Source organism: Ensifer sp. WSM1721, assembly GCF_000513895.2.
Lineage (GTDB): Bacteria > Pseudomonadota > Alphaproteobacteria > Rhizobiales > Rhizobiaceae > Sinorhizobium.
This window is the reverse complement of record NZ_CP165783.1, coordinates 706,157-731,766: the sequence shown is the minus strand read 5'-3', so window position 1 is coordinate 731,766 and position 25,610 is coordinate 706,157. Positions and strand designations below refer to the sequence as shown.

Here is a 25,610-nt window from a genome sequence, read left to right as displayed (position 1 = left end):
ATCTGGTAGACTTGGCCGCGGCCGCGCCATCCGCGTTTCACCCTTGGCGCGGCGTGGCCGTCATAGGAGGTACCGATGCAGTTCGCCGGGATTCAAGTCTACCCGGAGCGCGGCGGCAAGGCGGGATTCACCGTCGAATTCGTCGCCACCACCGGAGAAATCGTGTCGGTCACTTGCCCGCAGAACGCCGAGGGAACACTGAACAGAATGAATGCGGTTGCGCGGGCAAAAGAGATACTCGCAGCGGCAGTGAAAGCCGACGAGGCGCTTCTCGGCATTACCGGAACGAGGCGATCTCCTTCGGTCCCTGAAGGAGCAATGGCGACCGCGCGCCAGGCGCATGACCAGCACGCAATGGAAGAGCAACTGGAAGAGGGACTCGAAGATACGTTTCCGGCAAGCGATCCGGTCTCTATAACCAGTTCGGCGATCCCGAAGGGGTCTTCTCATCATTGATCCTGCGCCGTAGCGCCGCTCATCGCATCCGATAAATCCGATTCCGGTCGACGAAAATAGAGCTTTCTTGCGTAGCGCATGCTTCGCGGCCAGCGACATTGGGGCACGCCTTGCAGCGCCGTTCTTTTCCCGCCGCACGAAAGACGCTGTAACGCTTTGAATTGGTTTGTCTTTGGATTGATTCCGATTTAAGGAACCATGCACAGGACCGTAGGCGGTCGATTCCTTGTCAGCAGCGAAAGGAGAGAGCCGTCTTGGACGAGCATAGGAGAACCGGTTCATGAATGGCCGGCACTTGACCTTCGCGGTCGGTGATATTCACGGTTGCCTCGGGCAGCTCGAAATCCTGCTGACGGGTATCGAAGCTGCCGCCCCGGGTGGCAGGGTCATCTTCCTCGGCGACCTGGTGGACCGCGGCCCGGACAGCCGCGGCGTCGTCGAACGGATCATGGCCGGACCGCAAAATCCTGCCTGGCAATGGCTCACTCTCAAGGGCAATCATGAGGAAATGCTGCTGTCGGCGCGAAAGGGTGTGGCTGAAATGGCCACCTGGCTGCTGAATGGCGGGGAAGAGACCCTGGCCTCCTATGGTGGCGCCATACCCTTGAGTCATCTCGTATGGATGACGGAACTGCCGTCGATCATCATCGAGCGCCACCGCATCTTCGTGCATGCCTGCGTCGACGAGAATATTCCTCTGGAGGAGCAGGGCGACGATATCCTGTTGTGGATGCGCACGGACCCGAATTATTCGGGCAGCTATTGGGGCAAACATGTATGCCACGGGCACACGCCGAGCCGGAGCAATCCCAGAACCGTCGGCAACAGGACCAATGTCGATTCGGGTGCTGTCTTCGGCGGCGTGCTCTCCTGCGCCGTCTTCGACGATGACAGGCCGGGCGGGCCGATCGATTTTCTCGTGACCGACGATCACGGTTTGCGCTAGCCATTGTAGGACGTCTTCTGAGGCGGTAGGTGTGCAATGCATCCGCCCTGAGCTCACAATAAGGGAATCGATTTGGATACTTCGTCCTCTGCAATTTTCACGAAGAACTTTGCCGCCCTGTTGTTCGACATGGACGGTACGCTGCTCAACTCGATGGCCGTCGTCGAAAGGGTCTGGGGCGCCTGGGCGGTTCGCAACGGGATCGACCCTATCGCCTTTCTGCCATCGGTCCACGGCGTGCGCGCCGTCGACACGATCAGCAGACTCGGTCTGCTGGTAGACCCCGTCCAGGAGGCGCGCGACCTTGCTGAGGCGGAAATCGCGGACGTCGAGGGTATTGTCGAGATTCCCGGCGCCCGCGCCTTCCTGAACGCGCTTCCGCTGGAGAAGTGGGCGATCGTCACCTCTGCGCCGCTCGAACTGGCCGCGCGCCGGCTCGCCGCGGCGGGCATCCCTCTTCCGCGCCTTATGGTGACGGGCGAGGACGTCTCGGCCGGCAAGCCCGATCCGCAGGGTTACCTTCTTGCGGCAGCCAGGCTTGGCGTGCGCCCTCAGGATTGCCTCGTCTTCGAAGATGCCCCGGCGGGCATCCTGGCGGGCAAAGCCGCCGGCGCCGAGGTCGCCGTCATTACCGGCGCGCACGCAGCCGCGAGCGGAACACCGCACGTCATGCTGGAACATTATACGGATGTCGAAGCACGCCTCGGCACGGATGGGCGGCTGTCGCTGCATCGCCGCTATCGCTGATCTGGTCGGCGCCACCCGCGGCGAGGGCATTGCTCGCATCTTGAGCACCGCGCCAAGCCCATGCGCGCTTGGCCGCCGCCGTGGGGTTCTCGTCAGTTCGGACGGGCGCTGCCTTCGTACATGAAGGTCATCGGCTTCGGCCCGGCCATGTAGCCGGTCTCGACCCTGTCGATCCGGAAACCGGCGCCTTCTATCATAGACCGGATCGGGCGATTGAGGTGACAGCCGCCGCTGATGCGCCGCCAGACCGGCGTGAGGCTATCCTGCCACCAGCGCACTCCGCGATCAGGCGACTGTCCGTGTTCGACGAAAAGCAGCTTGCCTTCCGGTCTGAGCACGCGGCGCATTTCCGCGAGCGCCGCCGAGCCCCCCGGAATGGTGCACAAGGTCCAGGTCGTCACGACCGTGTCGACGCTCCTGTCGTCGAGTGGAATGGCCTCTGCCGACGCTTCGATGAAACTCACCGGCATCTCCGGATGCGGGGCCCGGCGCGCCAAAGCCAGAAGACTTGGCGCGGGCTCGAGCGCCAGTATTTCTCGCACTGCCGGGCGATAGAATGGCAGGTTCAGGCCGGAGCCGCTGCCGATCTCCAGGACACGGCCCTCAGCCGCGCCGATCACGCGCTCGCGATAGGGGCGCAGGCGCTCGTTGCGCATCGAAAGGTCGCAGAGCTTCGGCAGGATGACGTCGCTGTAGATGCCCATCGAGAGCTCCTCCCCACGTCGACTCTCCTGCAGCTTTGGCTGTATGGCAAGTCACCAAATGCGGCGATGGTTCACGCAGCACGCTGGCGCCCCGACGGACTCGCCTCTACCCGTTCAGGGCGGGCGCCTCTCTGGTCCAGTCCCCACCGGCGATCGAAAAATGCCGTTCGCGCGCGGCATCGGCTGACCGGCGAACCACCTCCGAAATCTGCAGAAGCTGTTTGGTCAGGGGCGTCGAATTGCGCCAAATCATCCCGATCGTGCGCGAAGGCCGTGGAGCCTGGAAACGAGAGATCGAGACATGCGCTGAGCGCGTTTCCACCGGCACCGCCATCTCCGGGATTAACGTTATACCGATACCTGCACTGACCATCTGGACCAAAGTGGAGAGTGAGCTACCCTCCATGACTTCTCGGGGTCGCGTCGATCCTATACTGCAGAACGACAAAGCCTGTTCGCGGAAGCAGTGCCCTTCCTCGAGCAGAAGCAATCGCATCTCGCGCAGCGCCTCGCGTTCGGGTACCGGCTTGCGCGCGTCTTCGCGGCGTCGGACCAGAACGAACTCCTCCTCGAACAACTTGAGCTCGGTGAAAGAGGGTTCCGACACAGGCAACGCAACGATTGCGGTGTCCAACTCGCCTTGCGCCAGTTCGTGAATCAGTTTTGTCGTTTGCGTCTCACGCACCTGTATTTGAATACCGTCAAACGTTCTGTTGAGGTCGTTTATGATGGTCGGTAACAGGTAGGGCGCAATTGTTGGGATGACCCCGATTCTGAGGCGCGCCAGGAACGGATCTCGGGAAGCGCGGGCGAGGTCTCCCAATTCATCCACCGCACGAAGAATGTCACGGACCCGTAGCGCGAACGTCTGACCGAACGCGGTCAGCTTCACTTCACGTGCGCTGCGTTCGAAGAGGTCGCTGCCCAATTCTTCTTCAAGTTCCTTGATTTGCATCGATAGCGCTGGCTGAGAAATCGCGCAGGCGTCGGCGGCGAGCCGAAAGCGACCATGGCGTGCCAAAGCCTCGAAATAGCGAAGCTGTTTCAGAGTGAGATTTTTCATAATTTCAACTTATCGCGACGATCAGTAAATCCAACTTAAATTTATGAGACGCATCCGATAAGAAGAAATCAAGGGGAGGGTGCGTGCCGCGCAAAGCATGCAGCTCAACCGAAGAGTTCGCGGAGAGGCCGCCTTTTGAAGGTGCCCTACAAGGAGCAGGAGATGACCATGGATCAGAAAAGTGACAACGCGGGCAAATGTCCCGTCGCCCAAACGGCACCGAGAGGCAGGTCCAACCGCGACTGGTGGCCGGACCAGCTGGACGTCCAGGTTCTGCACCGGCATTCCGGTCTTTCCGACCCGATGGGCAAGGCGTTCAACTATGCCGAGGAGTTCAAGAAGCTCGACCTCGACGCGCTGAAGAAGGACCTGCATGCGCTGATGACGGATTCGCAGGATTGGTGGCCGGCCGACTTCGGTCACTACGGCGGCCTCTTCATCCGCATGGCCTGGCACAGCGCCGGCACCTACCGCATCACCGACGGCCGCGGCGGCGCCGGCCAGGGCCAGCAGCGCTTCGCGCCGCTCAATAGCTGGCCGGATAACGCCAACCTCGACAAGGCCCGCCGTCTCTTGTGGCCGATCAAGCAGAAATACGGCAATAAGATTTCCTGGGCGGATCTAATGATCCTCACCGGCAACGTCGCGCTCGAATCCATGGGGTTCAAGACCTTCGGTTTCGCCGGCGGCCGTGCCGATGTGTGGGAACCCGAGGAACTGTTCTGGGGGCCGGAAGGCACTTGGCTGGGCGACGAGCGCTATAGCGGCGAACGGCAATTGGCCGACCCGCTCGCCGCCGTGCAGATGGGTCTCATCTATGTCAACCCGGAAGGCCCGAACGGCAATCCCGATCCGGTTGCTGCCGCGCACGACATCCGCGAGACCTTCGCCCGCATGGCGATGAACGACGAAGAGACCGTGGCGCTGATTGCCGGCGGCCACACCTTCGGCAAGACGCATGGCGCCGGCGATCCGTCGTTCATCGGTCCGGACCCTGAAGGCGGCGCTATCGAGGATCAGGGGCTTGGCTGGAAGAGCACCTTCGGCACAGGTGTCGGCAAGGACGCGATCACAGGCGGACCCGAAGTGACCTGGTCGCAGACGCCGACCCGGTGGAGCAACTTTTTCTTCGAAAATCTTTTCAACTACGAATGGGAGCTGACCAAGAGCCCGGCTGGTGCCCATCAATGGAAGGCCAAGAATGCCGATGCCTCCATCCCGGACGCCTATGACGCGTCCAAGAAGCATCTTCCCACCATGCTGACCACCGACCTGTCGCTCCGCTTCGACCCGATTTATGAGAAGATCTCGCGCCGCTTCCTCGAAAACCCGGATCGGTTCGCCGACGCCTTCGCCCGCGCCTGGTTCAAGTTGACCCACCGCGACATGGGTCCGAAGGTTCGCTATCTCGGTCCGGAAGTCCCGGCGGAAGACTTGATCTGGCAGGACGTGATCCCGCCCGTCGACCACAAGCTGGTTGACGAGAAGGATGTCGCCGACCTCAAGGCCAAGGTCCTTGCCTCCGGCCTCTCGGTGCAGGAACTGGTTTCCACAGCCTGGGCTTCGGCTTCGACCTTCCGCGGCTCCGACAAGCGCGGTGGCGCCAATGGTGCGCGCATCCGCCTCGCACCGCAGAAGGACTGGGAAGTCAACCAGCCGGCGCAACTCGCGAAGGTTCTCTCGGTTCTTGAGGGCATCCAGAAGGACTTCAACGCCGCCCAGAGCGGCGGCAAGAAGATCTCGCTGGCCGACTTCATCGTGCTTGCTGGCGCGGCCGGCGTGGAGAAGGCGGCGAAGGCCGGCGGCCACGATATCACCGTGCCGTTCACACCGGGGCGCATGGATGCCTCCGAGGCACAGACGGACGCTGCGTCCTTTGCCCCGCTGGAACCCCGTGCCGACGGTTTCCGCAATTATGTGAACCGCAGCCGCCGGCAGTTCATGAAGGCGGAAGAGGCTCTGGTGGATCGGGCGCAGCTGCTGACGCTTACGGCGCCCGAAATGACGGTGCTCGTCGGCGGCCTGCGTGTGCTGAAGGCGGGCGAGCCGGAGCATGGCGTCTTCACCTCCCGTCCTGAGGCGTTGACGAACGATTTCTTCGTCAACTTGCTCGACATGGGCACGCAGTGGTCGCCCATTGCCGACAAGGAAGGCGTCTACGAAGGGCGCGATCGCAAGACGAATGAAGTCAAGTGGACCGGTACCCGCGTCGACCTCATCTTCGGCTCGCATTCGCAACTGCGTGCCTTCGCGGAGGTCTATGCCCAGTCCGACGCCAAAGAAAAGTTTGTCAGGGACTTCGTTGCAGCCTGGACGAAAGTAATGAATGCCGATCGATTTGACCTGATCTAATCGGCAGGGCCTCGGCTTGGACGTGGCATTGAGCTGCGTCCAAGCCGTGTAAGTTCATGGCGAACTGCGACTTACGCATGTAACGCTAACCGACACGTCGCATTTGCGCGAGCAGTTTCTTGCGGAAGACTTCCGCGGGCGTTCGGTAGCCGAGGCACTTCCGCGGTGTCGAGTTGAGCCGATCGCAGATGTCCTTCAGCTCGCCGTCGGTGATCGACAGGGGATCCACCTCTCTCGAAAGCCATTTGCGAACCCCGCCATTGGTGTTCTCGACCGTGCCTTTCTGCCAGGGCGACTGCGGGTCGCAGAACCATGTCTGCGTTCCGATGCCGGCCTGCAGATAGGGCCATTCGCTGAACTCAGTGCCACGGTCGAAGGTGATGGAGCGTCGCGCAGCGTTGGGCAGGGGTTGGAGCACCTCGATCAGCCCGTCCATGATCGGTTTCGATTGCCGGTCGTTGTTGCGCAGGAACACCGCAAAGCGGCTGACCCGCTCGACCAGTGACGTCACGTTGGCCTTGCCGAACTTCTTGCGAAACTGAATGAGATCGCACTCCCAATACCCGAACTGCTTGCGTTCGGCGACAGTGTCAGGACGATGAAGAATGTTGAGTTCCGGGCTGAAGCGGCGACCGTTACGCCGTCGGGCATGCCGCGGTCTGCGTCTCGCGCGACGCTCCGGCAGGTGCCGCCACAGCTTGATGGCCTGGCCGTCTGCGGAATAGGCGAACTTGTAGATCGTCTCGTAACTGACGCAAATCGGATGGCGCTCCAGCCGCATGCGGCCGGCGATCTGCTGTGGTGACCAGCCATGTATGATGCGCTCGATCACCGATTGGCGCACATGGGAGAACCGGGCGAGCTTGCGCAGCTTGGCTCTGCGCTCACGTGCCATCTCGTTGGCGGTCACGCAATAGTAGCCGCTCAGATCCGGCATCTGCGGATCCTCAAAAGCATTCCGCTTGAGCTCGCGGAAAATCGTCGAGCGATGCCGGCCGAGCTTCTCGGCGATGACGGTGGCGCTCAGGCCGGCCGCTCGCCAGCGAGCGATCCTACGACGTTCATCCATATCGATCTGGGAGTAGGTGCGTCTCATGAGCATTCCTTGCGAGTGATAACCCATTGGTATCTATCGCAAGTCGCACTTCATCCTTGAACCCACCCGGCTACACACGCGGATCGCATAAGATAGCTTATGGAACTCTCTTGCTGGGTCTCAGCGGCCTGGAATCGACGACGCGTCGCGGACATGAGCGTCGACAGACCTCCCACTCGAGCCACTCGGCGGGATCATCGAGCCACGGATTGCCGGAGCCTCTCCGCAGGCGCAGTATGAGCAATAGAGAATATTGATCTGTTGTCCGGGGGGAACTCGGGGATCATGTTACGGCACCGCTTAATCTTCCCTGTCGTTGGCGTCGTTCTCGTTCTAAGTCTCGTCCTGGCCGGTCTATGGATTTGGACGGGAAACGTCATCGTCTCGATCATGTCCGAACGTTTGATCCGAGAGGTGACGCAAGCAGTGCATCGCGACGTCGGGCATTTGGTGCGCGGCGCCGACAAAGCGGTATCGCGGTTGGCCGGCGGTCTGGTTCGTCACGACGTATCGCTCGGCAACCCGCATGCTGTCGCACAGGAACTCCATGGCTTGCTGGCCGAGGAACCCGACGTCGACTGGATGTTTTTCGGCAACGAGGCGGGCGGGCTCGTTTCGGTCGGGCGATTGGCAGACTCGAGCGCCGTGTTTCTGATGACCGACGATTTTCGCGCTGGCGTCGTGCGCGAGTTCGAAGCGTTGCCCGGCGGCGGGGTCGGACGTTTGCGGAAATCCGAGCGCGCGTTCGATTCACGCGGAAAGATCTGGTACGCGCAGGCGAAAGAAACCGGCGAGCGGTATTGGACCGAGCCCTATCTCGGTCTAGTCGAGCCGATTCTGGGCGTCTCGCTCTCCGCCCCGGTGTTCGACAAGGATGGCAAATTCGTCGGAGTGTGCGGGATCGATCTCATCCTGACACAGCTTTCACGATTCTTGCAGACACTTGAGATCGGCGAGAACGGGCGGGCCTTCATCATCGATGCCAGCGGACATTTGATTGGCGCGTCGGGAGGAGTTTCACCCGTCAAAATTGCTGCGGATGGCGGGCATCGGCGGCTGAAGGCATCGGAGGCCGCCGATCCCATCGTGCGCGCAAGCGCCCGCCACCTTGGTCGAGATCCTGGCATCGCCGAGTCCTCGTCCGCTGGGCCGCGCGTGTTTTCTTTCAGTGATCCCGAGCGCGGCACGATCTATGCCGCAGTCGATCACGCTGCGCCCGGTGCACTTAAGTGGACCATCGTCTCGGCGGTACCAGCTTCGGATTTCCTGCGGCCCGTGTATCGTGCGGCCTACCTTTCGATTGTCGCCGGCGCGGTCATTGTCGCACTCTTCGCGGTCCTCGGACTAGGGATGGTCGGACGCACCTTGCGACCGCTGACAGCCCTCACCCAGGCGGCACATGCGATCGCAAAGGGGGAATGGCGAGAGGTGCCCAAGGTTCGTCAAAATGACGAAGTCGGCCTGCTCGCACAGGCCTTCGCTCTGATGACGTCCCGGCTCAAGGAGACGTTGGAGGGCTTGCGTCGAAGCGAGGCCAACTTTGCGGAGGCTCAACGCGTCGCCCATGTCGGCTACTGGGAGCGCGACCTCGGCACGGATCGTCTTACCTGGTCAGACGAGACATACCGCATCTTTGGGCTGACGCCGCGGGCCGGCACGCCCGTCAGTCTGGCCGAGGCGACTGAGCGGATACATCCAGACGATCGATCGTTCTGGAGCCTGGCAGCAGCGAAGGCCGTGCGCGGCGAATCGCGCTACGAATTGGAGTACCGCATCGTCCGGCCCAACGGCGAACTGCGCATCGTTCACAGCCAGGGCGACCTCACCAGGGACGCATCGGGCCGGCCCCGCAGCATGTTTGGTACGATCCAGGACATCACCGAACGCAAGCGGGCGGAAGAAGCACTGCGAGACAGCGAGGAGCAGTGGAGGGCCGTATTCGAGAACAATCCGACGATGTACTTCATGGTGGACGCGACTGGCACGATCGTGTCCGTGAATCCCTTCGGCGCAGAGCAGCTCGGCTACACGGTCGACGAACTCGTCGGCCGACCGGTAAAGGACATCTTTCACGAGGCGGATCGAGACGCGGTCCAGAGACATGCGGCGGCCTGCCTCGACCATCTCGGCGAAGCGATGAGCTGGGAGCTACGCAAGATTCGCAAGGACGGCTCGATGGTCTGGGTTCGCGAGACGGCCCGCGCGATGGTGATCAAGAAGCGACCCGTCATCCTGATCGTCTGCGAGGATGTCACCGAGCGCAAGCGCGCCGAAGAGGCGGCCCGGCGAAGCGAAGACGAGCTTCGCCAGGTGATCGAGACCGTTCCGGCGATGGTGTGGACAGCCCTGCCCGACGGCCGTGTCGATTTCATCAACCGGCGGGTGCAGGAGTTCACAGGCCTGTCCCTTGACGGAAGGTCGGGAGCGAGCTGGGAGCCCGAAGCCCGATTCCACTCGGACGACGTCGAGCAGTATAGGTCCAAGTGGCACACGTCCTTGGCCACGGGCCACCCATTCGAGGCCGAGGTCAGGATTCGTCGTGCGGCTGACGGCGAATATCGCTGGTGGTTTGAAAGTGCCGTCCCGCTCAGGGACGAGCACGGAAACATTCTCAAATGGTATGGTTTTCTCGTCGACATCGAGGACCGCAAGCGGGCCGAGGAGGCGCTGCAGAAGACGCAGGCCGAGCTTGCACACGTCACGCGCGTGACGACGATGGGCGCGCTAACCTCCTCGATCGCCCATGAGGTAAACCAGCCGCTGGCCGCCGTGGTCACCAATGCGAATGCGGCCCTGCGCTGGCTCGCGACCCAGCCCCCCAACATCGGTGAGGCGCGGGAGACGCTGGAGCGCATCGTCCGGGACGGCCACCGGGCCGGCGAGGTGATCGGCCGGGTGCGCGCGCTTCTTAAGAAGACAGCCACCGTCACGGCGCCGGTGGACCTGAACGGCCTCGTCGAAGATTCAGTCGCCCTCGTCGAGGGTGAGATCCGCCGCCACCGGATCCTGCTGCGGACCGAGCTGGCGCCCGACCTCCCGCCCGTTGCAGGCGACCGGGTCCAGTTGCAGCAGGTCATTCTGAACCTGGTGATGAACGGCATCGAGGCCATGAAGCAGGTGGCGAACCGGCCCCGCGAGCTGCTGATCAGGTCTCGACGCGACCCATCCGGGGCCATGCTGGTGGCGGTACAGGACACCGGCGTCGGGCTGGAGCGCCAGAGTGCTGAGCGGGTGTTCGAGGCGTTTTATACGACCAAAGCGGAGGGTCTGGGCATGGGCCTTGCCATCTGTCGTTCGATCATCGAGGCGCACGGGGGGCGGCTATGGGCCGAGGCGAACGAACCTTCGGGGGCTGTGTTTCAATTCACCCTGCCCTCAGACCCGGACGAGAGCGCCAGTCAGACGCCATCGATGTGAGCTGGCGGGTCCGGACGAAACCTGCCGTCTCTCATTCGCGACCTGCAGAGTCGCCTGGCATCAGCGGTCGTGATCAATCACCTTCGCCATCGCTTCCGCGCGCCAGCGCAGAACTGATACAATTCAGTAGATCCTGCTCGCCAAACGGCTTTTCCAGATAGCAGACAATATCGCGATCCAACGCACGCGCGCGCAGATTTTCGTTTGGATAGGCCGTGATCAGAACCGTCGGAATGCTCTCGCCCAACGCGACGAGCCGGCGGTGCAGATCAAGCCCGCTCATTCCTGGCATATGGATGTCCGTTACCAAGCAGGCCGTGCGGCGGAGATTGGGGAACTTCAAAAAATCGTCGGCAGATGAAAAAGCCTCGACGTCGAACCCCAACGATCTCATGAGGCCTTTGGTAGCCTCGCGCATCGACTGATCGTCATCGACAATCGCAATTAGAGGCTTCTTGGTTGCCACTGCCGCCTCCAAATTTCGCGATAGGCGTTTCTGCAAACTAGCGTTGCGGCGCAGATGATAACTTACATCAGCATGCAAGGGCGACAAAGGCATAGGAGGCTATACAATGGTATAGCCTCCTTAGGACCGGTGGTCATCGCGACGAGCGGTGAGCTGCCGAGGTTGCAGATCCTTTTGGTCCGGTCGATTGCAGAATAGCATGCCGGCGATGGTCGCCGGCAGGATCGACACGCTATGCGCGCAGCCAGGATCACCTCGTAACAGGCCTTGTGGCTGAGGCAATTAGGGCGCATTCTTGATAAGCGAGATGCCTTCGTTGCGGGACTGGCTGAGGAGAGAGGGGGAGTGTTCTCATTGCGCCATCGACGCTCTGTCGGTCAGGTCCCTCCCCGCGAGCCCGACCCTCATGAGGGGCGCTGACATGACCGAGGCACCAGCAACCGTCATCGTCGTCGATGATGATCCGGCGGTCCGCGAGGCGCTTGGCAGCCTGCTGCGATCGGTCGGCTTTGAGGTGAAACTCCTCGCTTCAGTGAGCGACTTCCTCAAGTCCGGTCGACCTAACGGTCCGACCTGCCTCGTCCTCGATGTCCGGCTGCCGGGACAAAGCGGTCTCGATTTGCAGCGAGAGTTGTCGCGCGGAAACTTCCAGCTTCCAATCGTCTTCATCACCGGGCATGGCGACATACCCATGTCCGTCCAGGCGATGAAGGGGGGCGCGATCGAGTTCCTGACGAAGCCGTTTCGCGATCAAGATCTGCTTGACGCCGTTCACGTCGGCCTGGCCCGCGACCGCGTTTGGATTGAGAATGAAAAGGCGTTGGCGACGTTGCGCGCGAGTTTCGATAGCCTGACCCCTCGGGAGCGCGAGGTGATGGCCTTGGTGGTGGCGGGACGACTGAACAAGCAGATCGCCGGCGACCTGGGCGTGAGCGAAATAACCGTGAAGGTTCACCGCAGCCAGGTCATGCAGAAGATGCATGCCAAGTCCTTGCCGGAACTCGCCCGCATGGCGGACAAGCTGAAGCTCGCGCCAGGAAAGCCGCAAGGCTCATAGGTTCGTATAAGAACACATGGACCCGCGTATAGGTCGTCCCCTCCATGTTGATGTGCGATCCTTCCTCTCAGTCAATAGTCACGTGGGAAGCGCACTGTTATGGTCGGGTATTCTTCCCGTGGGCCTTGTTTTTCCATCGGCCCTTCCCTCAAACCCCTTCCGATCCCGGGAGGGGTTCTTTTTCTCGATGACAAGCTGCGCGACCATAAGTGGGAAGAGTCACTGTCTCGGAATCTCAGATCGATCTCACTTTCAGAGGTCGCACCTGATCGACAGCATCGCCCTGGGAACTTATAAGCGGGAAGTGGATCGCTACGCTCAAGAGCATCGACACGGTTGCGAACCAGAAAGATGCTTGAAACAAGCGCGATGGTGCTCAAGCACGGACGCAGACGCCCCTTTCGGAGACGCCGATTTCACGGACTCAATGTACGGTCAAGGAACGCTCCGCGGGGCAAAGCTCCTCAAAGTCGTCTACGAGGCGGACAAGCTCGAGCGAGTAGAACGAAAGACCGAACAAAGTTCCAGTTACGTATAGGGTAAACGCAGATGTCGGGGCGTGCCAAGCTTGACGCCCGAGACGCGCGGTTGCTTCGCGTGGCGTGACGCAAAACGTCATCAAATGTGCTTCAGAGTGAGCATTCGGTCGTGATGAATAGTCTGACGGCATGTAGAGCGGATCGCTTGGTACAGTGGTCGGGCCTTCCGACATGCGCCGGGAGAACAGCTTGAGCGGGACCAGATCGATTTCGATGCGGTTGAGTTCCTGTGTCATGGTGGTCACAATCCTCAGAAGGAGCGCGGAGGAACGAAGAGGCAAAGGGTGCGACCGGTGGGCTCGCCGGCCACGGTGCAGTGGTGGAACTGCCCGTCCGGGCTGTGCTTGATACGAGTATCTCGTGGGGTGATGAGCTCTCCGGTGAGCTTGATGACATATCCGCGGGGACCTTCGAGAACCGCTTGATCTCGGATTTCGCGGCAATCCATTCCGCTGCAGCACGAGAACGGATATGTCCATCCATTCGGCTGTGCCGCTGTTGGCGTCGCGTCATGCGCCGCCGCCGGAGCAACGGTCGCGACTGCAAAGAGAATAGCTGCTGGCTTGCGCATGATCGTACCTCGATGGTGAATTGCGCCCGCTTCGTTTCGAAGCTCCCTTCGCCCGAGTTTGAGCCGCTGCGAACAGCGTCTTCGTCCCTTCAGGCGGCTCCGCCTCTTAAAGCGCCGGACGAGGTACCGGTCATTTCATGGCGCTCGGAGGAAACGGCCCGCCAGAGTATCTACGCTAAAAATAGCAGCAGGCTCCCCGGCCCGACTATTGATCGGGAGGAAGGATCGAATGCCAACGAGGAGAGAATGATCTATACGGAGGTATAGGTGCTGTGCGGATTTAAGTGGCAGGAGCCACACCATCGGCCGGATCTTGCTTGGACCTACGTCGATCGGGCGAGTCGCGCCGAAGTCGGGCTTCTCGCATACGAGCCGGTTCTCGGCCGACTATCGCGCGTTTTGCACAGTTCCCATCCGAAACTCGCCGTCGGCACGCTCGCCTAACTCCGCAGTCGCTTTTGTCTTGCGCAAGTCTCGTCCACATCGACCCAGTGACGTGAAATATATTTCACATGTAGAAATATATTGACAGCGGCAAGGCTTTGCGTTTTCCTGCCGATACCGGACTTCGAGGAGGAAGGCCGGACCTCATGAACACAGCGGCCGCCGTTGGCGTGCCCACGCGCTTTTTGGGAGGGGCTTCGGCCTCGAGGAGGACTCTTGCGCACTTTTCTCAACACGACCGCGATGGCGGTCCTCGCAACTACGCTTTTTGCCGGCACGGCCGGTGCTGCGACGGAAAACCCCTTCCGCTGCAAGCCGGGCGAAAAATATGTGATGAACGTAATGGTGTCGGGCGTCGAATACTGGTTCCCGGTTTACGAGATGTTCAAGCAGGCAGGCCAGCAATTCGGCTGCGAGACGGAATACACCGGAACGCCGGAATATGACGTCAACAAGCAGATTGCCACCTTCGACCAGGCGCTTGCTCAGAACCCTGCCGGTATCCTGGTCCATCCGATGAACTCCGATCCGTTTATTGAACCGATCAATCGGGCGGTCGACCAGGGCACTGCGGTCGTCACCTTCGCCGCGGACTCGCCGCTTTCGAAGCGCATTTCCTACATCACCTCCGACAACACCCGCGAAGGCATCTATGCCGCCGACAAGATCGCGGAAAAACTCGGCGGTAAGGGCGAATACGCGGTGCTCGAGAACCCGGGCCAGGACAATCACGACAAGCGCATCGCCGCCTTCATCGCCCGCATGGAGGAGAAGTGGCCCGACATGAAGCTCGTCGGCCGGGCCGCCTCCAACCAGGACCCGAACAAGGCCTATCAGGGTTTGATGAGCATCATCCAGGCCAACCCGAACCTCGGCGCCGTCTTCATGCCTGAGGCCAATTCCGCGATCGGCGCGGCGCAGGCGAACAAGGAGACGGGCGGCAAGGTCCTCGTCATGTGCGCCGACGTCAATGCCAATATCCTCGACATGATCAAGGCGGGGGAGGTTTTCGGTTCGATCAATCCGAACCAGGGAATGCAGGGCTATATGGGGTTCCTGCTGCTGTGGCTCGCCAAGCACCCGGACCTGATCGACCCGATGAATGACGCCAAGCGCTCCGGCTTCAATCCGATGAGCATTCCCGTCGTCGACAACGGGCTCTCGATCGTCACGGCCGAAAACGCCGACGACTTTTACTGGGACAAATACCTGAAGCGCCGCGGCACCAAGGGTATCGAGGAGTAGGGTCGCAAACGGCCGCCCGGGATAGAGACTTCGGGCGGCCGACGAGGCGAGAGGGGGATTGTGATGGCGTCAGGAACCGTGCTGGAGATCCGTAATGTTGGCAAGCATTTCGGAGCCGTGAAGGCGTTGACAGCTGTAAACTTTCAGCTCGAGCGCGGCGAGGTCCACGCGCTTTGCGGCGAGAATGGCGCCGGCAAATCGACGTTGATGAATATCATCGCCGGCGTGCTGCAGCCCTCCGAGGGGGAGATTCTCGTTGACGGTGCGCCGGTCAAGATCCCCTCGCCCGCCGCCGCGCAATCGCTCGGCATCGGCCTTGTCCATCAGGAGATTGCGCTCTGCCCGGATGCCACGGTTGCGGAAAACATGTTTATGGCGGCGACGAACCGCCGACGCTCGGCTCTGATGAACTACCGCAAGTTGGAGCGCGATGCGCAGGCCGTGATGAACCGCCTCGCGCCGATCGACGTGCGCCAGCGGGTAGGTGACCTGCCGATCTCCAGTCAGCAGCTCGTCGAGATCGCCAAGGCGCTGACGCTCGATTGCCGTTTGCTTATCCTAGATGAGCCGACGGCGGCGCTGACGGAGGCCGAGGCGCAGGTGCTCTTCGGGATCGTCCGCGATCTGAAGGCGCGCGGCGTCTCGATCATTTATATCAGCCACCGCATGGCGGAGGTGTTCAGCCTTTGCGATCGCGTGACCGTATTCCGCGACGGCCGCTATGTCTCGACTGAGAAGGTTGCGGGCGTCACCCCTGACGACGTGGTGCGCCTTATGGTCGGCCGCGAGATTACCCAGCTTTATCCGGAAAAGCAGCAAGCCTCCGAACGCGCGGGCGAACCTATCCTTGCGGTCCGAGATCTTGGCGACGGCGCACGCTTCCGCGACATAAGCTTCGAGCTTCGCCGTGGCGAGATCCTCGGCATCGGTGGGTTGATCGGCTCAGGGCGCACCGAGATCGCCGAGGGCATCTGTGCGTTGCGGCCGGTCACGCATGGCGAAATCCGGCTACACGATAAACCGCTTCGGCTGCGCCGCTATTCCGACGCGGCGAAGGCCGGCATCGCCTATCTGTCGGAGGATCGGAAGGGATCCGGCGTTTTCCTCGACCTTTCCATTGCGCAGAACATTGCCGTCCTCGACCTCAAGGTGCTGACCGCTTTCGGTCTGCTCAACACCCGCAGGGAAAGGGCTCTGGCCGAGGAGCTGACCCGCAGGCTTGGCGTGCGGATGGGCGGTGTCGACATGCCTGTCTTCTCGCTCTCGGGCGGTAACCAGCAGAAGGTCGCGATCGCCAAGCAACTGGCCGTCAATCCGAAGGTGATCCTGATGGACGAGCCTACCCGCGGCATCGACGTCGGCGCGAAGTCGGAAATCCACCGGTTACTGCGCGAGCTTGCGCGCGCCGGGATCGGCATCCTGGTGATCTCGTCGGAACTGCCGGAGCTCATCGGCCTCTGTGATCGGGTCCTGGTGGTGCACGAGGGCCGGATCGCCGGCGAGGTTTCGGGCGATGGCATGACGGAGGAAGCGATCATGCGGCTCGCATCCGGCATCGGCACGGCGAACGACACGAATTTGAAGGCATCCGGGCATGCTGCCTGAGGAAGCAGGAGACAGGGCTATGGCAGTCGATACATTGGCGGTCGCGCGCGAGACGCGCACGCCGACATGGAAACGGATCGGCACGATGCGCGAGGCTGGTTTGATCGCGATCATCCTGGCGCTCTGCGTCGTCATGAGCTTCGCCTCGCCGCATTTCCTCACGCTCGGCAATTTCCGGGCGATGCTGATGTCCTTCTCGGTCGAGGGTATCGTCGTCGTCGGCATGACGATCCTCTTGATCGTCGGCGGCATCGACCTTTCGGTCGGCTCCGTCGTCTGCTTCTCGATGGTGCTCTCCGGCTCACTATTCCTGATGGGTCTCGATCCCTGGACGGCATCACTCGCCGGCATTCTCGCGAGCGCCGCCATCGGCTGCATCATGGGCTTCTTCATCACCGTCGTCGGGCTCAATCATTTCATCACCTCACTTGCGGCCATGGTGATCGTGCGCGGCCTCTGCCTCGTCATCACCAAGGGCACGCCGCTGTCGCTCTTCACCTTGCCGCCGGAATTCAAGGCGATCGGCCAGGGCACGTTCTTCGGCGTCCCTTATGTGATCCTGATCTTCATCGCCGTCGTCGTCGCCTTCGATTTCCTGCTGCGCCGGGCGACCGCCTTCCGCAAGGTGTTCTACACCGGCAGCAACGAGAAGGCCGCGCTCTATTCCGGGATCAAGACGAAGGAGGTTAAGTTCTGGGTGACGGTGCTGTGCGCCACGCTCTCGGGCTTCGCCGGTGCCATCTACATGTCGCGCTTCGGCGCAGCGACGCCGACCTTCGGTGTCGGCATGGAGCTCAACATCATCGCCGCGGCGGTGATCGGCGGAGCTTCGCTCAACGGCGGATCGGGCACGGTCCTCGGCGCCATTCTCGGCATCGCTCTTCTATCGGTGGTGACGAGCTCGCTGATCCTGCTCGACGTCTCCGTCTACTGGCAGGATATGATTAAGGGCTGCATACTGCTGGCCGCCGTTTCGATCGATCATTTGCTGCACAAGCGGAAGGCCGCCTGATATGCCGAACGCCAAACCGAAATCCGCGTCCGCCCCTCGCGAAGAGATCGTCATCGCAAGGCAGATGCACCAGGCCCTCGTGCTTCACTTTCTGGAAGGTCTGACGCAGGCGCAGATCGCAGATCAGCTCGGCATCTCGCATGCGACCGTCAACCGCCTGATCAAGCGTGGGCGCCAGCTCGGCCTCGTCGAAATCAAGATCAAGTCGCCGGTCGAGCCGCTGGTCGATATCGAGGAACAATTGCTGGCGCTCGGCGGCATCAGCCGCGCGGTCGTCGTGCCGACAATCTCCGAGAACCCCCAGATCGCGCTCCAGGCGGTCGGCGAGGCAGCAGCGCGGCTCCTGCTCGAGGAGATCGCCGACGGCGCCACCATCTGCATCACCGGCGGCAAGGGCGTGAGTGCCGTGGTCGCCGGCCTGCAGCCGCCGCGGCGCTTCGACGTCGAGGTCATACCGGCGACCGGCTGCGTCCAGGGCAAGCACTATACGGACGTCAACCACGTCTCCACGCTCATGGCAGACCGGCTTGGCGGGCACTCGTTCCAGATCCACGCGCCGCTCTTCGCCGACAGCGAAGCGGAACGGAGAATGCTGCTCGGGATGCGCTCGGTCGCGGACGTCTTCAAACGGGCGCGCGAGGCGAAGGTCGCCGTGGTCGGCATCGGCTCGATCCTGTCGGACGACTCCAGCTATTACGACCTGCACCCGTCCTCCAGCACCGATCGCGAGGCGATTGAGCGATCCGGCGCATCCTGCGAGCTGCTCGCCCATCTGCTCGACGACCATGGACGTGTCTGCGACTACAGCCTCAATCGGCGCCTCGTCTCTCTGACGCTTTCTGAATTCGCCTCGATCCCGACCAAGATCGGTGTTGCGAGCGGACCGACAAAGGCGGCCCCGATCCTCAGCGTCATGCGCGGCAATCATCTGGACACGCTCGTCACGGACCAGGCGACGGGCGCGCGGATTCTCGAACTGGCCAAGGAAGGCGGAGAGCGCCCATGAACGGACAACAATTGACACGGGAGATCGGCCGCTCCGGCGTCGCGGCCTCCGCGGTCGGTCTCGGCACCTGGGCCATCGGTGGCTGGATGTGGGGCGGCACGGACGAACGGGAATCGATCGCCGCGATCCAAGCCTCGCTCGAGGCCGGCGTGACGCTGATCGATACCGCGCCGGCCTATGGTCTCGGGCGGGCCGAGGAGACCGTCGGCAGAGCGCTTGTCGGGCGGCGCGACAAGGCGGTGATCGCAACGAAGTGCGGACTCGTCTGGCACACCGGGCAGGGCAACCACTTCTTCGACCAGGACGGCAAGCCCGTACATCGCTATCTCGGCCGAGAGTCGATCTTTCACGAGGTGGAGCAGAGTCTGAAGCGGCTCGGAACCGACTACATCGACCTCTACATCACCCATTGGCAGGACCCGACGACGCCGATCGAGGAAACCATGCGGGCGCTCGAGGACCTGCGCTCCGCCGGCAGGATCCGCGCGATCGGCGCAAGCAACGTGAACCGGAAGGAGTTGCAGAGCTACGTGAACGTCGGCGGTCTCGACGCGATCCAGGAGCGCTTCAGCATGATCGATCGGGAGATCGAGGCGGACCTGCTGCCGATTACCAGGGCCAATCGCGTCGCGACCCTCAGCTACTCGTCGCTGGCGCTGGGGCTGCTCTCGGGCACGATCGGTCCGGAACGCGTCTTTTCCGGCGACGACCAGCGCAGGGACAATCCGCGTTTCTCGGTCGCGAACCGAGAGAAGGTGAAGAGCTTCGCCGAGGCGATCCGGCCGGTCGCGGAAAGGCATGAGGCCACGATCGCACAGATCGTTATCGCCTGGACGCTGGCGCAGCCCGGCATCACCTTCGCGCTCTGCGGCGCTCGCAATCCGGCCCAGGCTCTCGACAACGCGCGAGCGGGGACGATCCGGCTAAGCAAGGACGACCTTACGGCAATCGACGCGGCAATAGCGGCGAAACTGGCGAACATGGACAGCTAACGGACCGCCATCATGACAAGAAAAGAGACTTTCGACGGGCTTCGCCAAAGCCCGAAGGTGGACGTTTGCGTCCTCGGCGGCGGCATCAATGGCCTCAGCGTCTTTCGCGAGCTTGCCCTGCAGGGCCTGCGCGTTCTCCTAGTCGAGAAGCACGACTACTGCTCGGGCGCGAGCGCGGCACTTTCACGCATGGTGCATGGGGGGCTGCGTTATCTCGAAAATGGTGAGTTCACCCTCGTGAAGGAGTCGCTCGTCGAGCGGGACCGGCTGCTCAGGAACGCCCCGCACCTCGTGACGCCACTGCCGACAACCGTACCGGTCTTTGACATTTTCTCCGGCCTTGCCAACGGCATCGTGCGTTTCCTGGGCTTGAGCCGCCGGCCAAGCCGGCGCGGAGCAATCGCGATCAAGGCCGGCCTCTCGATTTACGACTTGCTGACGCGCAAGCGAGCGCTGATGCCGCGGCACCGCTTCCGCGGCCGGCGTGCGACCCTGGCCAAATGGCCGGCGCTCAACCCGCGGACACGCAGTTCCGCCACCTATTACGACGCGTGGGTCAGTCATCCCGAACGGATCGGTATCGAACTCCTCCAGGACGGGCTGTCTGCCTCGACCGAAGCGTCGGCGGTCAATTACGCTGAGCTGCGCACAAGCGAAACCGGCGGCTACGTGGTGGTGGACCATATTGACGGGCTCAGCGCCGAGGTCGAGCCCAAGCTGATCGTGAACGCGACCGGAGGCTGGATCGATATCACCAATGGCGCGCTCCTGCCGCCCGATCGCCGCGGCGCCCCGCTGATGGGCGGGACGAAGGGATCGCATCTCATCATCGACAACGCCCGGCTGCGCGACGCACTCGGGGATCACATGATCTACTACGAGAACGAGGACGGGCGCATCTGCATCCTCTTCCCCTACCTCGGCAAAGTGCTGGTCGGCTCCACCGATATTCGGGTCGACGATCCCGAGACGGTCCGCTGCGAGGCGGAGGAGCGCGACTACATATTGCAGTCGCTCGCCTTCGTCCTGCCGGGGATGGAGATCAAGCGCGAGGAAATCGTCTTCCAGTTCTCCGGCGTGCGGCCGCTTCCGGCCAGCAGCGACAGCTTCACCGGCCGCATTCCGCGCGATCATTTCTGCACCGTGCTCGAGAATTCGGCAGCACCGGTCATCTGCATGATCGGCGGCAAGTGGACGACGTTCCGCTCTTTCGGCGAACTCGCGGCCGACATCGCGCTGAAGAGACTCGGCCGACCGCGCCGCATCTCGACTAAAGACTGCCCCATAGGCGGCGGGCGCCATTTTCCGGCTGACCGCGCGAGCTGGATTGCCGCGCTTGCCGATCGCTCCGGCGTTGCGGAACCGCGCGTCGCCGGATTGTTCGCGCGCTACGGAACTGATGCTGCGAAGGTAGCGACCTTCATTAGCGAGCGAACCGATGCACCGATGCTCGGCTCTGATTACTCGGTGCGGGAAATGCTGTTCCTGATCCGCAACGAGGCAGTCGAGCATCTGGACGACCTGCTCTTGCGCCGCACGACGCTCGCCATCTCCGGCGTGCTCTCGCTCGCCACTCTCGACACGACGCTCGACCTCTTGGCGGCGGAGAAGAGCTGGGGAGACGAGCGCCGTGCGAGCGAGCGGGCCCGCTTTCTTGCGCTTTTGCGCGATCGCCACGGCGTCGACGAGGCGATGCTTGCCGCCCGCTCACCGCAACCCGAGACCGATGCCAGGACGGCGGTCTGACGTCGCAATCCTTTTGCGGCGGCCTCCCAGAGGCGGCTGCGCAAAACATGAAGAGGAGAATGCCATGAGAAACAATCGTAAGGTGCGGATCAACCGCCTGTTTAACGGCGGACGCTGCCTGGATGTGGCGATCGATCACGGGGTCTGCAACGAACCGTCCTTCCTGAGCGGATTGGAAGACATGGAGGGTGTCATCAAGGCGCTCGTCGGAGCCGCACCGGACGCGATCCAGATGAATTATGGCCAGGCCGACCTGCTGCAGGAACTGCCCGGCAAGGACAAGCCGGCGCTCGTCATGCGCATCGACATGGGCAATCCCTATAACCGCACCCGCCACCGCGACATGTGGGCGGTGTTGCAGAACGAGGCCGAGCCGCTGATCGGGGCGCTGCAGATGGATGCGGCCTGCGTCGTCGTCAATCTCTTCATGCTGCCGGACGAGCCGGATTTGTTCCGCCAATGCGTCCAGAACATCGCGCGCGTCCGAGCCGATTGCGAGAAATACGGCATGCCGCTGATGATCGAGCCGCTCGTCATGCAGCCGGTCACCGAGCATGGCGGCTACATGGTCGACGGCGACGCGGAGAAGATCGTCACCTTGACCCGGCTCGCCCGCGAGATGGGCGCCGACATCATCAAGGCGGACCCGACCACCCACGCGGAAGATTTCCATCGAGTCGTGGAGACAGCGCGTTGCCCGGTGCTCGTGCGCGGCGGCGGCAAGGAGGATCTCCGCGCCGTATTCGACAAGTCGGCAGCCTTGATGAAGCAGGGCGCGATGGGCATGGTCTACGGGCGCAACATCTACCAGCACTCCAATCCGAACGCCGTGGTGCGCGGATTGATGGCGATCGTGCACGAGAACGCGAGCGGCGAGGAGGCCTTCGCACTTTACCGGCAAGGCTGACAAGAGCGGTATGAGGAAAAGTGTGTGCGGCCGCAACCGGACCTTGGGAGGGGTTCAGCATGGGAGACTATCTGTTGGGGCTCGACGCCGGCAACACCGTCATCAAGGCGGTGATCTTCGACCGGGAGGGCAATGAAATCGCTTCAGCCTCGGCCGAAGGGCACAGCCGCATGCCCTCCCCCGGTCATGTCGAGCGCGGCCTGGACGAGCTCTGGGAGAACGCGCGTCGGGTCATCCGTACCTGTGTCGATGAGGCGGGGATCGACGCAGGCGAAATCGCCGCGATCGGTTGCGCCGGCCATGGCAATGGCCTCTATGCGCTCGATCGCCATGGACGACCGCTTCTCGGCATCCAGTCGCTCGATACGCGGGCGGCAGCTCTAGTCGAGCAATGGCAGTCGGAAGGCGTCGGTGACCGCACCTATCCGATCGGAAGGCAGCGGCCATGGCCCTCGCAGACGCCGACCTTGCTCGCCTGGCTGAAACGGCACCGGCCGGAGATCTTCGAAAAGATCGGCACCGTCTTCCTCTGCAAGGACTTCATCGTCAACCGGCTGACGGGCGCACGCGTCAGCGACGTCTCGGACATGACCGGTTGCGGCCTGCTCGATGTCGCCGGCCGGCGCTACGACCGGGCGCTGCTGGCCGCCTACGGCCTTGCCGATAGTATGGATCTCCTGCCGCCTCTCCTCGAGAGCGCCGACATCGGCGGCCGCGTCACGGAGGAGGCGGCCGCCGAAACAAGCCTTGCTGCCGGGACGCCGGTTGTCGGCGGCCTTTTCGACGTGATAGCTTCGGCAATCGGCTCGGGCGTTACCCGCACGGGTGCTGCTTCCGTCATTGCCGGCACCTGGAGCATCAACCAGGTGATCATCGATCGCCCCGAGCTCGACGGACCGGTGTTCATGTCCTCCACGTTCGACCGCGACCGCTACATGGCGATCGAGTCGAGCGCGACCTCGGCCGCAAACCTCGAATGGCTGGTGCGCGAGTTCTTTTCCGAGCCGCGCTCCGACGGGCGGTCGCCCTTCGACCTCTGCTGCGAACTGGCTTCGACGCGCGCTCCGACTTCCGACGATCCGCTCTACCACCCTTATCTCTATGGCGCGCAGCTGGATGGCAATGCCCGGGCTGGCTTCTACGGCATCGCCGGCTGGCACACCAAGGCCCACCTCGTCCGCGCCGTGCTTGAAGGCGTCGCCTTCGGTCATCGCCAGCACATTGAGACGATGCGGGCGGCGGGCGCGAGCTTCGACCAGGCGGTGCTCTCCGGCGGCGGGTCGCGCAGCCTCGTGTGGCCCCAGATCTTTGCCGACGTGCTCGGCGTCCCGGTCTCCGTCGCCCGCTCGCGCGAGACGGGCGCCTTGGGCGCGGCCATTGCTGCCGGTACCGGCGTTGGCATCTTCGCCGACTTCGCCGAGGGAGCGAGTGCAATGGTGAGAACCGAGCGGCACTACCGCCCGGACACCGCGCTCGAAGCGCATTATGCCCGACGATATGCCCTCTATCGGGAGATTGCCGATGTGATGGCACCGTTCTGGCGGCGGCTTTCCGCTTCGCAAACTCTGACGACGGGAGCTGCAGCGTGAACGGGCGTGCGGACGACATCGCCACCGATGCGGGCAGCTACGATTTCATCATCGTCGGCGCGGGGTCCGCCGGCTGCGTCCTGGCGAACCGGCTTTCGGCCGATCCGAGAAACCGCGTCTTGCTGCTGGAGGCCGGCGGCAGCGATCGCTATCACTGGGTGCATGTACCGATCGGCTATCTTTACTGCATGGGCAACCCGCGCACCGACTGGATGATGAGAACGGCTGCGGAGCCAGGCCTCAACGGCCGTGCCCTGCCCTACCCCCGCGGCAAAGTACTCGGCGGCTGCTCCTCGATCAACGGCATGATCTATATGCGCGGCCAGGCGGCCGACTACGACGGCTGGCGCCAGGCGGGGAATGTCGGCTGGGGCTGGGACGATGTGCTGCCCTATTTCCTCAAGTCCGAAGACAACTACCGCGGCAAGTCTGCCATGCACGGCGCCGGCGGAGAATGGCGTGTCGAACGGCAGCGCCTGTCCTGGCCGATCCTCGATGCCTTTCGCGACGCGGCGCAAGAGCTCGACATTCCAAAGGTGGACGATTTCAACACCGGCGACAACGAGGGATCCGGATATTTCGAGGTGAACCAGCGCGGCGGGGTGCGTTGGAACACGACCAAGGCCTTCCTTCGCCCGGCGATGAAGCGACCCAATCTCAGGGTGCTGACGGGCGCGGAGACGGAGCGCCTCGCCTTCGACGGCCGGCAGGTGAAAGGCGTGCGCTTTCGCATGAATGGCCGGATGCACCTCGCAAGCGCCACGCGCGAGGTCATACTCTCCGCCGGCGCGATCAACTCGCCGAAGATTCTGGAGCTGTCCGGGATCGGCAGGCTCGATGTCCTCTCGGCCGCCGGCATCGAGATAGCGCACGCCCTGCCAGGCGTCGGGGAAAATCTGCAGGATCACTTGCAGATCCGCACCGTCTTCCGGATCGATGGGGCAAAGACGCTGAACCAGCTCTACCACAACATCTTCTCCCGGGCGGGAATGGGGCTCGAATATATCCTCAGACGCTCCGGCCCTTTGTCGATGGCGCCAAGCCAGCTCGGCATTTTTGCCAAGAGCGATCCGGCCGTCGCCACCGCCGACCTCGAATACCATGTCCAGCCGCTCAGTACCGATCGGCTGGGGGAGCCGCTGCACAAGTTCCCGGCCGTGACCGTCTCGGTCTGCAATCTTCGCCCCGAGAGCCGGGGGAGCGTGCATGTGGTGGGCCAATCCCCCGCTGCCGCGCCCGACATCCGCCCGAACTACCTGTCGACGGTCGGCGATCGGCTGCTCGCCGCCAAGGCGATCCGCCACGCCCGAAGCCTGATGGCCACCAACTCGATCGCGAGATTCCGACCGACGGAAATGTTGCCGGGGGTGGAATTCCAGACCGACGAGGAACTGATCCGTCGGGTCGGCGATATCGCTACGACGATCTTCCATCCGGTCGGCACCTGCAAGATGGGCGGGGACTCGCTGGCAGTGGTGGATTCCTCTCTCAAGGTACACGGGCTTGGCGGCCTGCGTGTCGTCGATGCCTCGATCATGCCGGCTATTGTCTCCGGCAACACCAACTCTCCGGTCATCATGATCGCTGAAAAGGCGGCAGGAATCATTCTTCAGCAATGAAGGCGAAGTCGGGCGTGTCGCAGGCGCCAAA

20 protein-coding genes are annotated in these 25,610 nt (G+C 62.6%); 15 read left to right on the top strand and 5 right to left on the bottom strand.

Annotated features, from left to right (window positions below):
- Positions 1-75 precede the first annotated feature (75 nt).
- From M728_RS21000 to M728_RS20990, 3 genes are all read left to right on the top strand, one after another.
- Positions 76-456, top strand: a complete 381-nt coding sequence (locus M728_RS21000) for a hypothetical protein (RefSeq protein ID WP_026619816.1) — start codon at positions 76-78, stop codon at positions 454-456.
- A 280-nt stretch (positions 457-736) separates the two neighbouring features.
- Positions 737-1,402, top strand: coding sequence for a metallophosphoesterase family protein (locus tag M728_RS20995; RefSeq protein ID WP_026619817.1), 666 nt, complete (start codon positions 737-739; stop codon positions 1,400-1,402).
- A 72-nt stretch (positions 1,403-1,474) separates the two neighbouring features.
- On the top strand, positions 1,475-2,149 hold the full coding sequence (locus M728_RS20990) for an HAD family hydrolase (RefSeq protein WP_026619818.1): 675 nt from the start codon (positions 1,475-1,477) through the stop codon (positions 2,147-2,149).
- Between the two features lie 92 nt (positions 2,150-2,241).
- Here M728_RS20990 and M728_RS20985 read toward each other — a convergent pair whose 3' ends face one another.
- Together M728_RS20985 and M728_RS20980 are read right to left on the bottom strand one after the other, a co-directional pair.
- Positions 2,242-2,853: a class I SAM-dependent methyltransferase gene (locus M728_RS20985; protein ID WP_026619819.1), complete on the bottom strand. Its 612-nt coding sequence runs from the start codon at positions 2,851-2,853 to the stop codon at positions 2,242-2,244.
- A 106-nt stretch (positions 2,854-2,959) separates the two neighbouring features.
- Positions 2,960-3,916, bottom strand: a complete 957-nt coding sequence (locus M728_RS20980; RefSeq protein ID WP_051440846.1) for a hydrogen peroxide-inducible genes activator — start codon at positions 3,914-3,916, stop codon at positions 2,960-2,962.
- Positions 3,917-4,084: 168 nt separating this feature from the next.
- Here M728_RS20980 and katG point away from each other — a divergent pair, with 168 nt between their 5' ends.
- Entirely contained in the window at positions 4,085-6,268 is a 2,184-nt protein-coding gene (katG, locus tag M728_RS20975) for a catalase/peroxidase HPI (protein ID WP_026619820.1), read from the top strand.
- 85 nt (positions 6,269-6,353) lie between these two features.
- Here the strand turns inward: katG and M728_RS20970 are convergent, their stop codons facing one another.
- Positions 6,354-7,364, bottom strand: coding sequence for an IS30 family transposase (locus M728_RS20970; RefSeq protein ID WP_026619821.1), 1,011 nt, complete (start codon positions 7,362-7,364; stop codon positions 6,354-6,356).
- Positions 7,365-7,649: 285 nt separating this feature from the next.
- Between M728_RS20970 and M728_RS20965 the strand changes: the two genes are divergently transcribed.
- Positions 7,650-10,781 carry a PAS domain S-box protein gene (locus tag M728_RS20965; protein ID WP_026619822.1) on the top strand — a complete coding sequence of 1,044 codons (3,132 nt, stop codon included), beginning with the start codon at positions 7,650-7,652 and terminating at the stop codon, positions 10,779-10,781.
- Between the two features lie 73 nt (positions 10,782-10,854).
- Here the strand turns inward: M728_RS20965 and M728_RS20960 are convergent, their stop codons facing one another.
- On the bottom strand, positions 10,855-11,247 hold the full coding sequence (locus M728_RS20960; RefSeq protein WP_026619823.1) for a response regulator transcription factor: 393 nt from the start codon (positions 11,245-11,247) through the stop codon (positions 10,855-10,857).
- Between the two features lie 421 nt (positions 11,248-11,668).
- On the opposite strand from M728_RS20960, the gene M728_RS20955 reads away from it, so the two are divergent.
- Positions 11,669-12,304, top strand: coding sequence for a response regulator transcription factor (locus M728_RS20955; protein ID WP_026619824.1), 636 nt, complete (start codon positions 11,669-11,671; stop codon positions 12,302-12,304).
- Positions 12,305-12,728: 424 nt separating this feature from the next.
- On the opposite strand, the gene M728_RS20950 is transcribed toward M728_RS20955, so the two are convergent.
- Entirely contained in the window at positions 12,729-13,079 is a 351-nt protein-coding gene (locus M728_RS20950) for a hypothetical protein (RefSeq protein ID WP_084044348.1), read from the bottom strand.
- Positions 13,080-14,074: 995 nt separating this feature from the next.
- Between M728_RS20950 and M728_RS20945 the strand changes: the two genes are divergently transcribed.
- The 9 genes from M728_RS20945 (at position 14,075) to M728_RS20905 (ending at position 25,579) form a co-directional block, all read left to right on the top strand.
- Positions 14,075-15,103 (top strand): substrate-binding domain-containing protein, encoded by a 1,029-nt coding sequence (locus M728_RS20945; protein ID WP_026619825.1) that lies wholly within the window; start codon positions 14,075-14,077, stop codon positions 15,101-15,103.
- Positions 15,104-15,166: 63 nt separating this feature from the next.
- The gene (locus M728_RS20940) at positions 15,167-16,708 is read left to right on the top strand and encodes a sugar ABC transporter ATP-binding protein (protein ID WP_026619826.1); all 1,542 of its coding nucleotides are present in this window, start codon (positions 15,167-15,169) and stop codon (positions 16,706-16,708) included.
- A gap of 19 nt (positions 16,709-16,727) precedes the next feature.
- A complete protein-coding gene (locus tag M728_RS20935; protein WP_026619827.1) occupies positions 16,728-17,720 on the top strand; it encodes an ABC transporter permease in 993 nt (330 codons plus the stop codon).
- A 1-nt stretch (position 17,721) separates the two neighbouring features.
- Entirely contained in the window at positions 17,722-18,726 is a 1,005-nt protein-coding gene (locus tag M728_RS20930; protein WP_026619828.1) for a sugar-binding transcriptional regulator, read from the top strand.
- Positions 18,723-19,718, top strand: a complete 996-nt coding sequence (locus tag M728_RS20925) for an aldo/keto reductase (RefSeq protein ID WP_026619829.1) — start codon at positions 18,723-18,725, stop codon at positions 19,716-19,718. Before M728_RS20930 ends, M728_RS20925 begins: the two co-directional genes overlap by 4 nt.
- Positions 19,719-19,730: 12 nt before the next feature.
- A complete protein-coding gene (locus M728_RS20920; RefSeq protein ID WP_026619830.1) occupies positions 19,731-21,464 on the top strand; it encodes a glycerol-3-phosphate dehydrogenase/oxidase in 1,734 nt (577 codons plus the stop codon).
- A gap of 64 nt (positions 21,465-21,528) precedes the next feature.
- Entirely contained in the window at positions 21,529-22,371 is an 843-nt protein-coding gene (locus M728_RS20915) for a class I fructose-bisphosphate aldolase (protein WP_026619831.1), read from the top strand.
- 59 nt (positions 22,372-22,430) lie between these two features.
- Positions 22,431-23,960: an FGGY-family carbohydrate kinase gene (locus M728_RS20910; RefSeq protein WP_026619832.1), complete on the top strand. Its 1,530-nt coding sequence runs from the start codon at positions 22,431-22,433 to the stop codon at positions 23,958-23,960.
- Positions 23,957-25,579 (top strand): GMC family oxidoreductase, encoded by a 1,623-nt coding sequence (locus tag M728_RS20905; protein ID WP_026619833.1) that lies wholly within the window; start codon positions 23,957-23,959, stop codon positions 25,577-25,579. The genes M728_RS20910 and M728_RS20905 overlap by 4 nt, the downstream gene beginning before the upstream one ends.
- The last annotated feature ends 31 nt before the right edge of the window (positions 25,580-25,610 follow it).